The sequence below is a fragment of the Celeribacter sp. genome (assembly GCF_048266405.1).
Lineage (GTDB): Bacteria > Pseudomonadota > Alphaproteobacteria > Rhodobacterales > Rhodobacteraceae > Celeribacter.
This window is the reverse complement of record NZ_JBLWZO010000001.1, coordinates 104,444-118,266: the sequence shown is the minus strand read 5'-3', so window position 1 is coordinate 118,266 and position 13,823 is coordinate 104,444. Positions and strand designations below refer to the sequence as shown.

At 54.9% G+C, this 13,823-nt stretch carries 12 protein-coding genes, 1 tRNA gene and 1 other annotated feature; of the genes, 6 read left to right on the top strand and 7 right to left on the bottom strand.

Features of this window, described 5'->3' with window-relative positions; genetic code table 11:
- The first annotated feature begins 240 nt into the window (after window positions 1-240).
- On the top strand, window positions 241-1,053 hold the full coding sequence (locus tag ACN0TS_RS00685) for an SDR family NAD(P)-dependent oxidoreductase (protein WP_417257396.1): 813 nt from the start codon (window positions 241-243) through the stop codon (window positions 1,051-1,053).
- A 169-nt stretch (window positions 1,054-1,222) separates the two neighbouring features.
- Here ACN0TS_RS00685 and ACN0TS_RS00680 read toward each other — a convergent pair whose 3' ends face one another.
- On the bottom strand, window positions 1,223-2,071 hold the full coding sequence (locus ACN0TS_RS00680) for a shikimate dehydrogenase family protein (protein ID WP_417257395.1): 849 nt from the start codon (window positions 2,069-2,071) through the stop codon (window positions 1,223-1,225).
- A gap of 171 nt (window positions 2,072-2,242) precedes the next feature.
- Window positions 2,243-2,298, top strand: a sequence feature (sul1 is cis-regulatory element that is thought to sense ions involved in sulfur or methionine metabolism; They are found in Alphaproteobacteria).
- Window positions 2,299-2,369: 71 nt separating this feature from the next.
- Between ACN0TS_RS00680 and ACN0TS_RS00675 the strand changes: the two genes are divergently transcribed.
- The 4 genes from ACN0TS_RS00675 (at window position 2,370) to ACN0TS_RS00660 (ending at window position 6,753) form a co-directional block, all read left to right on the top strand.
- Window positions 2,370-3,866 (top strand): SulP family inorganic anion transporter, encoded by a 1,497-nt coding sequence (locus tag ACN0TS_RS00675; RefSeq protein WP_417257394.1) that lies wholly within the window; start codon window positions 2,370-2,372, stop codon window positions 3,864-3,866.
- 9 nt (window positions 3,867-3,875) lie between these two features.
- Window positions 3,876-4,730, top strand: a complete 855-nt coding sequence (locus ACN0TS_RS00670) for a universal stress protein (RefSeq protein WP_417258155.1) — start codon at window positions 3,876-3,878, stop codon at window positions 4,728-4,730.
- Between the two features lie 392 nt (window positions 4,731-5,122).
- Window positions 5,123-5,647 carry a hypothetical protein gene (locus ACN0TS_RS00665; protein WP_417257393.1) on the top strand — a complete coding sequence of 175 codons (525 nt, stop codon included), beginning with the start codon at window positions 5,123-5,125 and terminating at the stop codon, window positions 5,645-5,647.
- An 8-nt stretch (window positions 5,648-5,655) separates the two neighbouring features.
- Complete coding sequence (locus ACN0TS_RS00660; RefSeq protein WP_417257392.1) at window positions 5,656-6,753, top strand: CFI-box-CTERM domain-containing protein; 1,098 nt, start codon at window positions 5,656-5,658, stop codon at window positions 6,751-6,753.
- Window positions 6,754-6,998: 245 nt separating this feature from the next.
- Here ACN0TS_RS00660 and ACN0TS_RS00655 read toward each other — a convergent pair.
- A tRNA-Asn gene (locus ACN0TS_RS00655) sits at window positions 6,999-7,073 on the bottom strand.
- A 74-nt stretch (window positions 7,074-7,147) separates the two neighbouring features.
- Window positions 7,148-8,062, bottom strand: a complete 915-nt coding sequence (locus ACN0TS_RS00650; protein ID WP_417257391.1) for an MBL fold metallo-hydrolase — start codon at window positions 8,060-8,062, stop codon at window positions 7,148-7,150.
- A gap of 44 nt (window positions 8,063-8,106) precedes the next feature.
- Here ACN0TS_RS00650 and ACN0TS_RS00645 point away from each other — a divergent pair, with 44 nt between their 5' ends.
- Window positions 8,107-9,447, top strand: a complete 1,341-nt coding sequence (locus tag ACN0TS_RS00645; RefSeq protein WP_417257390.1) for an ATP-binding protein — start codon at window positions 8,107-8,109, stop codon at window positions 9,445-9,447.
- Window positions 9,448-9,470: 23 nt separating this feature from the next.
- On the opposite strand, the gene ACN0TS_RS00640 is transcribed toward ACN0TS_RS00645, so the two are convergent.
- From ACN0TS_RS00640 to ACN0TS_RS00625, 4 genes are all read right to left on the bottom strand, one after another.
- Complete coding sequence (locus ACN0TS_RS00640; protein WP_417257389.1) at window positions 9,471-10,481, bottom strand: GDP-mannose 4,6-dehydratase; 1,011 nt, start codon at window positions 10,479-10,481, stop codon at window positions 9,471-9,473.
- Between the two features lie 29 nt (window positions 10,482-10,510).
- Window positions 10,511-11,677 carry a nucleotide sugar dehydrogenase gene (locus ACN0TS_RS00635; protein ID WP_417257388.1) on the bottom strand — a complete coding sequence of 389 codons (1,167 nt, stop codon included), beginning with the start codon at window positions 11,675-11,677 and terminating at the stop codon, window positions 10,511-10,513.
- Between the two features lie 340 nt (window positions 11,678-12,017).
- Window positions 12,018-13,073: a tyrosine-type recombinase/integrase gene (locus tag ACN0TS_RS00630; RefSeq protein ID WP_417257387.1), complete on the bottom strand. Its 1,056-nt coding sequence runs from the start codon at window positions 13,071-13,073 to the stop codon at window positions 12,018-12,020.
- A 502-nt stretch (window positions 13,074-13,575) separates the two neighbouring features.
- A complete protein-coding gene (locus ACN0TS_RS00625) occupies window positions 13,576-13,812 on the bottom strand; it encodes a hypothetical protein (RefSeq protein WP_417257386.1) in 237 nt (78 codons plus the stop codon).
- Window positions 13,813-13,823: the final 11 nt, after the last annotated feature.

The following is a 13,823-nucleotide window of genomic DNA, read 5'->3' as shown; positions in this document are numbered from 1 at the left end:
TGCGGCACGAGGTTGTGAACATGCATATGCTACCGCATGTTTTGGCGGTGGTTTTCTATTGGGTATCAGGCTTTGCTGCGGGCTATTTGCTGTCGTTATTGTAGGTGCGTCATCCACCATGACCCACCACGTCTCACTCCGCCGTAAATCCGTTTGTTGGTGTTCACGCTGTCCGATGTTAGCGTTCTTATGACCGAGGTGTTTGACGGCGTCTCGAATTGGATTTGGAAAGGTATAAACGTGAACGACATTACACCCAGAATTGATTTTCAAAATGAACTGTCAGGCTTGTTTGATCTCTCGGGACAGGTCGCATTTGTCCCCGGCGGATATGGCGGTATTGGTGAGGCCATAGCATGGGGGCTTGCGCTCTCAGGGGCGAAGGTCATGATCGCGGGCCGTGACCGTGAAAAGGCCGAAACCTTAGCGGCGCAAATCTGCGAGGCGGGGTATGAGGCGCAGGGTATCGCGGTGGATGTCACATCCGTCGCTGACATTGATCGGGCCGCAGGCGATGTGGTTCGAGCCTTTGGCGCGATTGATATTTTGATGAACTGCGTTGGTACGCAAAAGGAGCAATTGCTGCTTGATGTGACCGAAGAGGCCTTTGATGAGGTGTACCAGGTCAATCTTAAATCCGCGATGTTTCTCGCGCAATCTGTCGCCAAACACCAAGTTGCGAGCGGGACGGGTGGCAAGCAGGTGCATCTGTTGTCAGTGCGCTCCCAGCTCGGTATTCGCGACAGGGGCTATTCGGCCTATTGCGCCACCAAGGGCGGCATGGTGATGTTGATCAAACAACATGCGATGGAACTGGCGCCGAAGGGTATCACCGTGAACGGCGTGGCTCCGACATTTGTTTACACCGAGATGATCTGCCACGTGATGGAGAATGACACCTTCCGTCAGGGTCTCTTGGATCGCATCCCTCTGGGGCGCATTGCAGACCCTAAGGATGTCGTCGGCCCCGCGCTGTTTTTCTGTGCCCCTGCATCGGGCTTTGTGACGGGGCAAACCATGTACGTGGATGGCGGGATTACCAGTAGCCAGTAATCAACAGAGGAAGAGTGCCACGGGAAAGGGGCGCGTGCGGTTTATTGTTTTCATTTGAGAAACGGCAAGGCGCATAAGGGTGGATTAAGGCCTCTGTAGGGATAGTTCGCAAAAGGCCCAATCTTATGCTGCAATGCGCCCGAGTGTTTATCGCTTGGGCGCTGTTGTGTTAAAGTGGCGCAGGTGCCGGCGCGTTTAAGTCTGCTCGCAAGAGCGCTTGGTCGAGCGGGCGCTCTGCAAAGATGTCCCATGCGTTAACGCCTTGGAAAAAGAACAACTCATATCCCGAGATCACCTGAAGGCCTGCTTGCGCGGCCTCGCGTAAAAATTGCGTATCAACTGGGGTATAAACGGCGTCAAACGCCCACGCCGCGTCACGCATCGCCGTGGTGGGGATCGCTGTTCCCTCGTAGCCGACCATGCCGACGGGCGTGCAGTTAACCAGTCCCTCGACGCCCTGAGCGAGGTCGTCAACTGTCTCGCCGACTGTGATAATTGTCCCTGCGGGTGCCGCGGCTCGTAGGTCAGAGGCAAGCCCGTGCGCACGCTCTGGATCGCAATCGGTGAGGCGGATGTCGTGCGCGCCGAGCGTCAAAAGTCCAAAGGCAATCGCCCGTCCGACGCCTCCCGTTCCCACCAACAACACAGGATCAGGCGGGATCTGTCCGCGTTCTTTGCGGTAGGCGTCGAGAAATCCGGAATAGTCGGTGTTGTAGCCGCGTGGCTCTTGGTCCGAGAAAACGACCGTGTTGATTGCCCCGATGCGGCGCACTTGTGCGTCCTCTATTTCGACGCGCTGCGTTGCGATTTCCTTATAAGGGTAGGTGATGTTGACGCCGCGATAGGTGCCGTTCCGGCAGGCGTCGAACACTTGATCAAAGGTCTTGTTCAACTCGGGAGGGATCAAGCTGTCATACTGAACGTCCAAACCGTTTTGGCGTCCCGCCAACCGATGCAGTCTGGGGGTTGAGGACTGTTTGATGTTGTCCCCGATCAGGCCAAGGTGAAGATCAGGCATTGGTGCCCTCCAGACAGATCAAAAGCACCTGCGATGCGCGGGCGGTTTGCGGAGTTTAAGGGGGCAGGGGGAGAACGGCCAGTCTTCTCATGAATTTACAGGCGTCACGGTAAAATTGAGGAGAGTGGTTGCTTTCCCCGTGAAGTTAGGGTTTATCACCCCCTAATAGCGTTAGGACCCGGTGAAAGCCCGGGTGGCTCTTCCGGCCGCTGATCCGCCGGACAACCCTGATAACTCCCGAAAAATACGGCCAACGGTTTGTGAAAAGCGTTCTGGCTCAGGGTATTGGACTGACTATATGATCTCAATTTATGACTACCGACAGCAATGGTTCGGTAATGTACGCGGCGATGTGCTTGCGGGTGTCGTCGTAGCTTTGGCGTTGATTCCCGAGGCGATTGCCTTTTCCATCATCGCGGGCGTCGACCCGAAAGTGGGGCTTTACGCCTCCTTCTCAATCGCCGTTCTTATTTCCTTCACTGGCGGACGGCCCGGTATGATTTCGGCGGCTACGGCTGCGACTGCCGTCCTCATGGTGACACTTGTGCGGGACCACGGCCTTGAATATCTCTTGGCCGCGACCGTGCTTGCGGGGCTGCTACAGATTGGCGTGGGTCTGCTAAAGCTCGGGCGCTATATGCGCTATGTGTCAAAATCTGTGATGACAGGGTTTGTGAATGCCTTGGCGATCCTGATCTTCATGGCCCAACTGCCAGAGTTGAACCTGAGCAACGCAGGCGTCACTTGGCTGACATACGCCCTTGTCGCTGTTGGGTTGGCGATCATTTATCTGTTCCCACGTTTGACAACCGCTGTGCCGTCGCCCCTCGTGACCATCATTATTCTGACCTTACTCGTTGGTTTCATGGGGTGGGATGTGCGCACCGTAGGCGACATGGGCGCATTGCCCGATACGCTGCCCGTCTTTCTCATTCCGCAGATCCCGCTGACGTTTGAGACGCTTGTGATCATCTTCCCATACTCCGCAGCGGTTGCCGTTGTCGGTCTGCTGGAGAGTTTGATGACCCAGAACATCGTCGACGACCTGACGGACACAAAGTCGGATCGGAACCAAGAGTGCATCGGTCAGGGCATTGCCAATACCTGTACGGGATTCATTGGTGGCATGGCGGGCTGCGCTATGATTGGCCAGTCGATCATCAACGTGAAATCCGGCGGGCGCGGGCGTCTGTCGGCCTTTACCGCTGGCGTCGTGTTGTTGTTTTTGGTTGTTGGCCTCGGTGATCTCGTGGCGCAAATTCCGATGCCCGCCTTGGTCGCGATCATGATCATGGTGTCGATCGGCACATTCTCATGGTCCTCGATTAAGGCCCTTAGAGTGCATCCGCGCTCGTCCTCCATCGTGATGCTCGCTACAGTCGTCACCGTGGTCTACACCCACAACCTCGCCATTGGTGTGCTGGTCGGCGTGTTGCTCTCCGGAATCTTCTTTGCGGGCAAAATCGCGCAGCTCTTCCGCGTCTCTTCGACGCTGTCCTCTGACGGGCGCGAGCGGGTCTATGTCCTCGAAGGTCAGCTTTTCTACGGATCTGCTGAGGACTTCGCGGCAGCCTTTGATTTCCGTGAGGCACTTGACCGCGTGGTCATCGACGTCAGTCGGGCGCATATTTGGGATATCAGTTCCGTTCAAGCGTTGGATATGGTCATCCTGAAATTCCGCCGCGAAGGTGCGGAGGTTGAGGTCGTCGGCATGAACGATGCAACAGAAACGCTCGTCGACAAGCTTGCGATACACGACAAGCCGGGCGCGTTGGACAATTTGATGGGACACTGAGGGAGGATCATCATGGACAAGATACTGACACTACTGGACGGGTCGGCCTATTCCGAAAGCGTCTGTCACTACACGGCGTGGATCGCGCGAAAGCTCAATGCCGACGTGGAGGCCATGCATGTATTGGGCCGCAGCGAAGGCGCGGTGACGGGCGACCTTTCGGGCGCGTTGAAACTCGGTGCTCGCACGGCTCTGCTTGAAGAGTTGTCGTCACTGGACGCCCAGCGTGCAAAACTTGCGCAAGCAAAAGGTCACGCGATTTTGGAGGATGCGAAAGCCATCCTTGAAAAAGACGGCATTTTGAATGTGAACCTTCGTTTGCGAAAAGGTGATCTTCTTGAGGCGGTTCGCGATCTTGTGGACGACACGCGCGCTATCACGATCGGGAAACGGGGCGAGGGCGCCGATTTCGCGACGGGTCATCTGGGGTCCAATCTGGAGCGGATCGTGCGCAGCTCCAAGGTGCCTGTTTTCGTGGCCTCGCGGGAGTTTCGCCCTGTCACCAAAGTGCTCGTGGCCTATGATGGAAGCGCAAGCTCCAAGGTGGCTATTGAGCGCATGTCGACGAGCCCCGTTTTTACCGACCTCGACGTGAGTGTGTTATGCGTTGCACAAGATAGCGCACAAGCCCAGAGCATCGCGAATGACGCAGTCGAAAAGCTCACCGCCGCCAATATCGCAGCTACGTCACGAACCGCGACAGGCGACCCCGAAGACGCGCTCAATAAATTGGTGTGCGAGGAGGGGTTCGATCTTCTGGTGATGGGCGCGTATGGCCATAGCCGGATCAGAAGACTCATCATCGGCTCCACGACCACCGCGATGATCCAATCCGTGAAAATTCCCGTTTTGCTTTACCGTTAAATTTTAGCGGTCTCGACGGGAGGCGCGCAAAAGAGATTAGACACTGGATCAGCGCTCTCATCCCATAGGGTGGGGCGGCGGTACCCTTGTACGGTCTTTTCGTCTTTCAAAAGGCGCTCCATTGCGCCCGCAATTGCATTTTCAGCGGGTTGAGCGGCGATCAAGGGCACGGCGGCTAGTTGGTTATTTAGGTGGCTAGCTGATGAAATTGTGCGCTTTTGAGACCGCATATAAGCCTCTCCAGTCCCGTGTTTTCACCAAATCCTATTGACAGCTTATGCAGAATGTTTTCCCCTTTGTCGCGGCAAATTTTGGGCCGGACGTTTTCATTTTTGGATTTCAAACGACTGTGGCCCTCTGTTCTGGTTTAGAAACAAGGTTTTTGAAAAGAAATGGAAGAACGTATTATCAAGACGCATGGTCTTGGCCGTTACCCTGTAATGTTCGGCGCTGTGATAATGGTGTTCGGTTTACTCCTATCGTTGAACATAATCGCATTGCACGGGCATCGCGATGAAGAAGTGTTTCAGGTCCTCGGAATATTCTTTATGTGCCTCTCCCTAATACCGCTTCTGTATGGTTTTTCTTTGCTATTGCGCAAAAATGGACTGCGGCTGTCGTCTACCGGATTTCATGATCCGCAAATGTTTCGAAATGAAATTCCCTGGACTGGGTTGGTTTCGGTCAGCAATGGCGTTTCGAACAACGGACGTGAAGAAGCGATCCGTCTCATTTTGCACCCTGAGGCTTACAAGGCAGCAAAAGTGAATTGGATGGCAAAGCTGGTTATGGCCGATCCTGTGAATGGCATCGGGTACACAGCCAAAATGATCGATGAACCGCTTGATGTGTTCGGCAATGAAATCGTCGACTACGCAAACAAGGCCCTCGAACAGCAACAGTATATGGAGCATTAGGATTTTAAATGCAGAGTTCTGGCCCAAAATTCTCACGGCGTCGCTTTATTAATAACCTGTTCGGGACTTCACTCGCGACAGCCAGCTTCTGGGGGAAACCCTCTGTTGGATCTAGTTCTAAATGCGACATGACGATTGGTCCCGAGGGCAGCTGGTTGCTTCATTTATCCACCTATTCCGAGAATAAGCCGGAAAATCCGAAAATTATTCAGTTTGAGTTTGAGCAGACCGAGGGACTTTGCAGCATTTTTCTGTACACTACTTTGGGTGGCGCAGAAGATGACACGACTGCGATAGCTGACGCGACGGCTTCCGTTCACGTGGATGTCGAGCGGTTCAGCGAAAATGAAAGATTTCGAAAGTTGGTCCATTTACGGACGGGTGGGGCCGTCAGCTATTCAGAGCTCTCCGATATGGATATTCCCGTCGAAATTCAATTCGTAAGTGCCGATGACGATTTTTATTGGAATGCCGCAGCCACGATACGTTTTGATGCATTTGAGTATTACACGGAGTATTACAACAAAGAGAACATGGGGCGTGTTAAGTACCATACGTCCGAACTTCATTTTGAAAATAGTGAAGAATTTGGGTATCTACTTTCTCGTGCTATCGAGGGCGAAAGTTTAGAGCTTGAACTTTACGCAGAAGTTCAAGGAGAGTGGTATTTGATCGGGGTCCATGACGTGGATATGTGGGGATTTCGCGAGCTGGCGGCTTCCATAGATGCTAATGTCGAACGTTTGATGGAGCAGTCGGAAGACGCCTATTGCGTTAAAAGAACCTCCTGCTTTCTGACAACCGCTTGTTGTGACTTCTATGGTCGTCCCGATTCCTGCCTGGAGCTTTCGACGCTACGCAAATTCCGCGATGGTTGGTTGTCTCGCTGCAAACAGGGAAGTCTAGAGATCGCAGAATATTATCGTATCGCGCCAATGATCTGCGATGCCATAGATCGGGACGCTGCGCGTGCCGCTGTTCTGCGCAGGGTCTATTGGGGAACGATTCTGCCCTCTGTGGCGCTGATACGGATGGGGCTGAATCCTCTCGCCCATTGGTTGTACCGGCGCATGGTCCGGCGGCTTCAACACCGCTATCAGCTATAATTTCAGACGAATAATAGATGTACCGAAACGTAACAGGTGGACTTCATGAATTGCGTGGGGTGCGCAGCTATCTGATGTCTTGTTGATCTGATCAGGGGCCCTGAAATCAATACAGACAATAGAACAGTGAAGACCAGGTCATGCGATCCTGCGTTTTTACCGTATCTCGCAAGTGATGTAATGCAACAAACCTCAACCGAATGAGACGGTTAAGGTTGTTGATCATACTTAGCTTTTTGCCAAATTGGCTCCGGCGGTAGGGATCGAACCTACGACCAATTGATTAACAGTCAACTGCTCTACCGCTGAGCTACGCCGGAATGTGAGGGGTGTATAGCTATGAGATTCCTGACCCGCAAGAGGGTTTTGTGACAAAAGTTCAAAAAGTTTGCACTTATGGTGTCTTGAGGGAAAATTGCGCGGTTTCGCTGAGGGCGGGGGTGGCGATCACTGTGTTTTGCTCCACTAAATCAATGAGATGGGCCAGTGTGTTGCGCGCGGCGTAGGGCAGGGCCTGTGTGGGCAGGTCGGTGTAGATCGCACGGGTCAACTCGGTGAGGCCAGATGGTCCTTGAGTCAACTGCGCTAGGATTTGGGCTTCGCGGTCTGCGCGATGCGCAAGGAGGTCTGAGATACGCGCAGCAGGGGTTTCAATCGGTTCGCCATGTGCGGGCAAAAGCCGCGTGATGTGCTGTTTTTCACTCATCGCCAAGAGCCTCTGACAACTGTCGTGGTAGGCGCGGGCGTCACCATCGGGGGGCGAAATCAGTGAAGAGGACCACCCCATAACCAGATCGCCCGTAAAACACGTCTGCCCCCAAAGAAAGCTGAGGTGATTCCCCATGTGTCCGGGCGTGTGCAAAGCGCGCAGGGTCACGTCGCCAACGTTTAGCTGGGCCTCGTCGGCCAAAAGCGAATCAGGGACAAAATCGGTATCCACGCCTTCGCCACCTGACGTCAGGCCAGTCTGGCTCAGGCGGGTCATCACGTCCGAGCGTCCCGCGGTGGCGTTTCCGAAGGCATAAACCGTAGCGCCTGTAGCGCGGGCCAGATCGACGGCTCCGGCGCTATGGTCGAGATGGGCGTGGGTGATGGCGATGGCTGTGATGCGTGCGCCTTGAGGAAGGGCCGAGAGTACGGTCTCAATATGGTCCGCGTCACGCGGTCCTGCGTCGATCAGAACCCGCTCCTCGCCCTTGCCGAGCAGATAACAATTCGTGCCCCAATAGGTCATGGGGGAGGGATTGGGGGCGAGGATTCGGATCACACCTTCGCCCAAATCCGTGATCGTTTGTGGTCGCTCAGACATGATTTGCCCTTTCCCTTTGCTGCGTGACAAGGCTACCAATAGCTATGTTCTTTGCTTGGCTCAAAAAGTTTACACCGCGCGGCATCTACGGACGCGCCGCTTTGATCATATTGTTGCCTGTAGTGGTGCTTCAATTGGTGGTCCTTGTGGCCTTTTCCCAACGCTATTTTGATGACGTCACAGAGCAGTTGATGGTGGGTGTGGTGGCCGAGGTCGGGCTCTACGAGGTGGCCGTCGAGGGGCTTGAGCCGCAAGATGCGCGTGCAGCGATGGCGGATCTGGATGCGCGGTTGCGGATATCATCTTCGTTTGGCCAGGATGTTCCTGCCGTGGTCTCCAGTCGACTTTGGTATGACGTTTCGGGGCGGACCATTGAGCGCACGTTGAAAGAGGCGTTTCCCACATTCGAAGGTGTGGACCTTGCAAGTAGTCCGCGCCAGTTCGCGTTCTCGTTTGTGACGGATGTGGGGCGGTTGCGTTTGGTGGTGGATCGCCTGCGAGCCTCGGCGCGTAATCCGCACCAGTTGATTGTCTTGATGCTCTTTACGGGCGTGGTCATTACGGCGATTTCTATTATCTTCCTGCGCAACCAAATGCGGCCGATCAGACGGTTGGCGCGGGCTGCGGATGCGTTCGGGCGCGGAGAATTGGTGCCTTACCGGTTGAGTGGGGCAACGGAAGTGCGCTCGGCTGGTGCTGCGTTTTTGAATATGCGGGCGCGGATCGAGCGGCAGATTGACCAGCGCACCTTGATGCTCTCGGGTGTCTCGCATGATCTGCGCACGCCTTTGACGCGGATGCGGCTGACCTTGTCGATGTTGGAGGCCGAGGGCGCGCCCCAAGAAGAAATTGACGCGCTCAAGAGCGATATGTCCGAGATGGAGCGCCTGCTTGATGAATTTCTGACATTCGCGCGAACGGATGCAGCAGAAGAAAACGAACTCGTGGACATTTGCGCCTTGGTGACGGAGGCCGTGGCGCGGGCCAAGCGGGCAGGCGGCGATGTGACCATTTGCGACATGCCGTCGGGCGAGCTGTCGATGTCAGTGCGGCCTCACGCATTGGCGCGGGCGCTCGACAACCTCATCGGCAATGCCCTGCGTTACGGGACACAAGCCTTTGTGAGCCTGAATGCGTTAGAACGTTCTGTGGTTTTGACCGTTGAGGACGACGGGCCAGGGATTCCCGAGGCGGATCGTGAACGGGCTTTGCACCCCTTTGTACGCCTCGACGGTTCGCGGAACCAGAATATGGGGTCGGGCGTCGGATTGGGGCTGTCCATTGCGGTTGATATCGCCCGCCGCCACGGCGGGTCCTTGCGCCTGAGCGACAGTGAAGATCACGGCGGGCTGCGGGCCGATATCGTTTTGCCGCGTCGTTCCTAAGGCACGACAGCAGACTATAAGTCTTAGATTTGGTAGAAGTCGCGGTACCAATCGACAAAGGCTTTCACCCCGTCTTTTACATCCGTTTTGGGCGCGTAACCCGTGAGTGAGGTCAACAGGGAGGCGTCGGCCCATGTGGCGGGCACGTCACCGGCTTGCATTGGCATGTGGTTGCGCTCGGCTGTTTTACCGGTTGCGTCTTCAATGGCTTCGATAAAGGCTGTGAGCTGCACGGCATTCGAGTTGCCGATATTGACCACGCGAAACGGCGCTACGGGTGAGAGGCTATCGCCCTGCGCTACTTTGCCGTCTTCAGGACGCACAGGGGCCGCGTCGATGAGCAAGCGGATGGCGTGGACCAGATCCTCGACATAGGTGAAATCCCGCTTCATATCGCCGTGGTTGTAGACGTCGATCGGCGTGCCTTCCAAAATAGCTTTGGTGAATTTGAACAGCGCCATGTCGGGGCGTCCCCACGGGCCGTAAACGGTGAAGAAACGGAACATCGTGATGGGCAGCCCGAACAGGTGGGCGTAGGAATGCGCCATGCTTTCCGTTGATTTCTTTGTCGCGGCATAGAAGGACATTTGGTGGTCGGCCTTGTCCGTTTCCGCGTAGGGCATGTCCTCGTTTGCGCCGTAAGCCGACGAGGTCGAGGCGAGCAACATATGTGCGGGCGGATAGGCGCGCGCGGCTTCTAGCAACTCGAATGTCCCAACGATGTTACTTTCCAGATAGGCCCGCGGGTTTTCGATGGAGTAGCGCACGCCCGCTTGGGCGGCGAGGTGGATCACAACATCGGGTTTTTCCTCTGCAAACAATGACATCAACAAGCCGGGCGTCTCGACCATATCATGCACCGAGCGGTAGTTTTCCGACTGGTTCAGCATTGCCTCACGGCGCTCTTTGAGGGTCACGTCGTAATAGTCGGACATGCAGTCCAACCCGATCACACGCCATCCCTCGTCAAGCAATTTGCGGCAGACGAATGATCCGATGAATCCGGCCGCGCCGGTGACAAGTGCTGTGGGCATAAGGAGGCTCCTTTGAACGCGAGTGGGGATCAATCCGCGCCGAACAGATCGCGGGTAAAGACTTTGTCCACCACATCGGATATATCGTCGGTGATGCGGTTGGCGATGATCAGATCGGCCTCGGCCTTGAACGCGTCGAGATCGCGGATCACGCGGGAGTTGAAGAAATGGTCTTCGTCCATCACGGGTTCATAGACGATCACTTCGACGCCCTTCGCCTTGATCCGTTTCATGATGCCTTGGATCGAGGATTGGCGGAAATTGTCCGAGCCCGCTTTCATCACCAGACGGTAGACGCCGACAATTTTCGGGCGTTTGGCGATGATCTGATCTGCGAGAAAATCCTTGCGAGTGTGGTTGGCGTCAACGATGGCACGGATCAGGTTTTGCGGCACTTCGGAGTAGTTGGCCAAGAGTTGTTTGGTGTCTTTGGGCAGGCAATAGCCGCCGTAGCCAAAACTCGGGTTGTTGTAATGTCCACCGATGCGCGGGTCGAGCGAAATACCGTCGATGATTTGACGCGTGTCCATGCCGCCCGCCATCGCATAGCTGTCCAATTCGTTAAAGAACGCGACCCGCATGGCGAGATAGGTGTTGGCAAACAGCTTGATCGCCTCGGCTTCGCGGGCATCTGTGAAGAGCACATCGACGTCAGTTTTTATTGCGCCTTGCAGCAACAATTCCGCAAAGACTTCGGCTCGTTTCGAGCGTTCACCCACGATGATGCGCGACGGGTGCAGGTTGTCATAAAGCGCACGGCCTTCGCGTAGAAATTCGGGAGAAAACACAATGTTGTTCGATCCAGTGCGACCGCGCAGATCGTCGATATAGCCAACGGGGATGGTCGATTTGATCACGATCATCGCCTCGGCGTTGACGGCGAGAACCTGATCGACAACGGCCTCAACCGAAGAGGTGTCGAAATAGTTGCTTTGAGGATCGTAATTTGTCGGCGTCGCTACGATGACGATCTCGGCGTCTTTATAGGCGCTCGCGGCCTGCGTGGTCGCGGTGAGGTCGAGGTCTTTATGGGCGAGGAAATCTTCCAGTTCGGGATCAATGATCGGGCTTTGGCGGGCATTGACCTGTGCCACGCGCTCTGCCGAAACATCGACTGCTGTGACCGTGTTGTGCTGCGCCAAAAGAACTGCGTTCGACAGTCCAACGTATCCGATACCTGCAACGGCTATTTTCATTGAAAAACTCGCACTTAAAGATGAACAAATGTTGTGGCGAACTTATGAGAGTTTGCGGTCCGCTTGCAATGCCCTCGCGGGCGAAAGCCGTGAAATTGCTCAAGTTTTTGTTTTATCACTTTGTTGGTGATGTCTTGTCGATGGCACAAACAGGACAAAGTTAAAGTGCAAACCCCTCGCGCAATATGGCGTTTCTGGACAAAGAGATTCTGTCACGCATGTGCGCCACAGGGTGGGCTTTGCATCCCGTTGTGGCGATATGTATTTGATTTTACGGAGGTTTGGTAGGCCCGGCAGGACTTTTACTTTGCTGTAAAGCCTTTGTTTCAAAAGGAAAAAACTATCCCACTTTCCCACCGTTCCAAAAGTGGGCAATTTCTGCCTCGAATTTCTCCATGCCTTCCATTGCGAGGGCGCGATTGTTTGCGTCCTGGACGTATGTCTGTGCTTGTCTCGGATCGGTGTGTGCGAGGACGGCCATGATCGTGCGTTCTGATAGCCCGAGATTGGCGAGGATCGTGGCTACTGATTTGCGCAGGCCGTGCGATGACAGTCCTTCGAGGCCCGCATCGCTGGCCCACGATGAGAAGCGTTGCGACAGGCTTTTCTCGCTGTAGTATCCGCCGTGGCTCGCTCTCAGCCAAATCAGGTCGTTGTAGTCCTCTCCCAATTCGTCTTTGAGGATTCCGAGCATGGGGGTGGTCGCGTCTGTCCAGGTCTTTTTGCGGCGACCTCTTATCTTTCCATCACGCACATCGCCTCGGCCGAGTTCTCTCACTCCTGAAATCTCTCTTGCTGTGAAGAGAAGCAGGGCAAGGCATTTCCGCGCGTTGTGGCCTTTTGGGTAATGGTTCTTGAACTGCATCACGTCATCGATCGACCACTTGCGATAGCCCAGTGTTTTTTGACGGGGGCGCTTCACGCCTTTGGCGGGGTTGTGGTCGAGGATATTCACTTCGTCAGAACAGGCCCACTCGAACGCGCCTGACATCGAGTTCAGGAAGTTCCGGCCTGCTCCTGGTCCAAGGGTGTCTCGAACGCTTGCGAGGTCTTTTGCGGTGAGGTCTGCGTATGGGACGCGACCGTAAACCTTGCTGAACCTCAAGTAGAAATTGCGTCTTTGAATCTGAGTGTTGTGAGCCAATGCTTTGAAGGCGGATGAGCTTTGATATTTGCGCAAAATCCATTCGCATGACGCGCGATCGATGACGCGCTCTGCGTCCATGTTCTCGCCTGAAAGATACATTTTGAGAAGGCGGGTGTATTCGTCTCGCGCCTCTTTTGTGCCAGCTGCGGCGCGGATGCGAATTTTTTTGTATCCGGGCGGCTTGAAATACTGGCGCTGATTGCCGTGGCGATCTGTGTCAGAGTAGAGATATTTTGTGCGTTTTGTCATATTTTTTGGGTGAAATCGTGCTGTTTGGCGGCTTCGCCTCCGACCATGGCCCTCTCAAGATCGTTGCGCAACCAAAACCTGCCGCCTATGGTTTTGGTGCCCCTGGGGAATGATCCTTCTTCGACAGCACGCAAGAAGGCGCTCTGAGACATGCCGCAATAGTATGCGGCCTGCGCAGCCTTCATCCGAAATGGCGGATATGCAGGTGTGAGGCCTTGTAGATCGTCAGATATGCTTGCGTTGTGGATCATAAAGATTTTCAGGTTGAGGTTGTAGATGGCCGCGTGGTGTGCTGTGACCTTGCGTTATTTGGATTTAGTAAGTGTCGTCATCATAGGAGGGGTCGAGCCATCCCGTTTCGTTGCAGTTTTCACAGTCCTCTTCGTCCTGACCGCACAAGCAGTCGGCGGGCCAGCATGGGCACTTGTGATAGCCGCGCCCTTTGCAGCCTGGGCATGGCCTCAATTCATCTTCATCGCATGGCATATCGACCTCCTTTGCGTTAGTTGGGCTGGTGAAATTCTGGGACACGCGGCCCCCAGATGAACGCGTCGATCAATTGCCCCTGCTCTATGCCAGGAACATATACGCGCCATTTATCCTCACCTTTCCCGTTGTTGTCTCCAACTTGCACGACCTCCCACTCAACGGATTCCCAATCCTCTCCGACTGGTTCTTGATGAGGGTGTACCAGCTTGGCCCAATAGTGCCCTTCTTTGTTTGGGGTGGGGTGCATCATGCTGGCCTCCT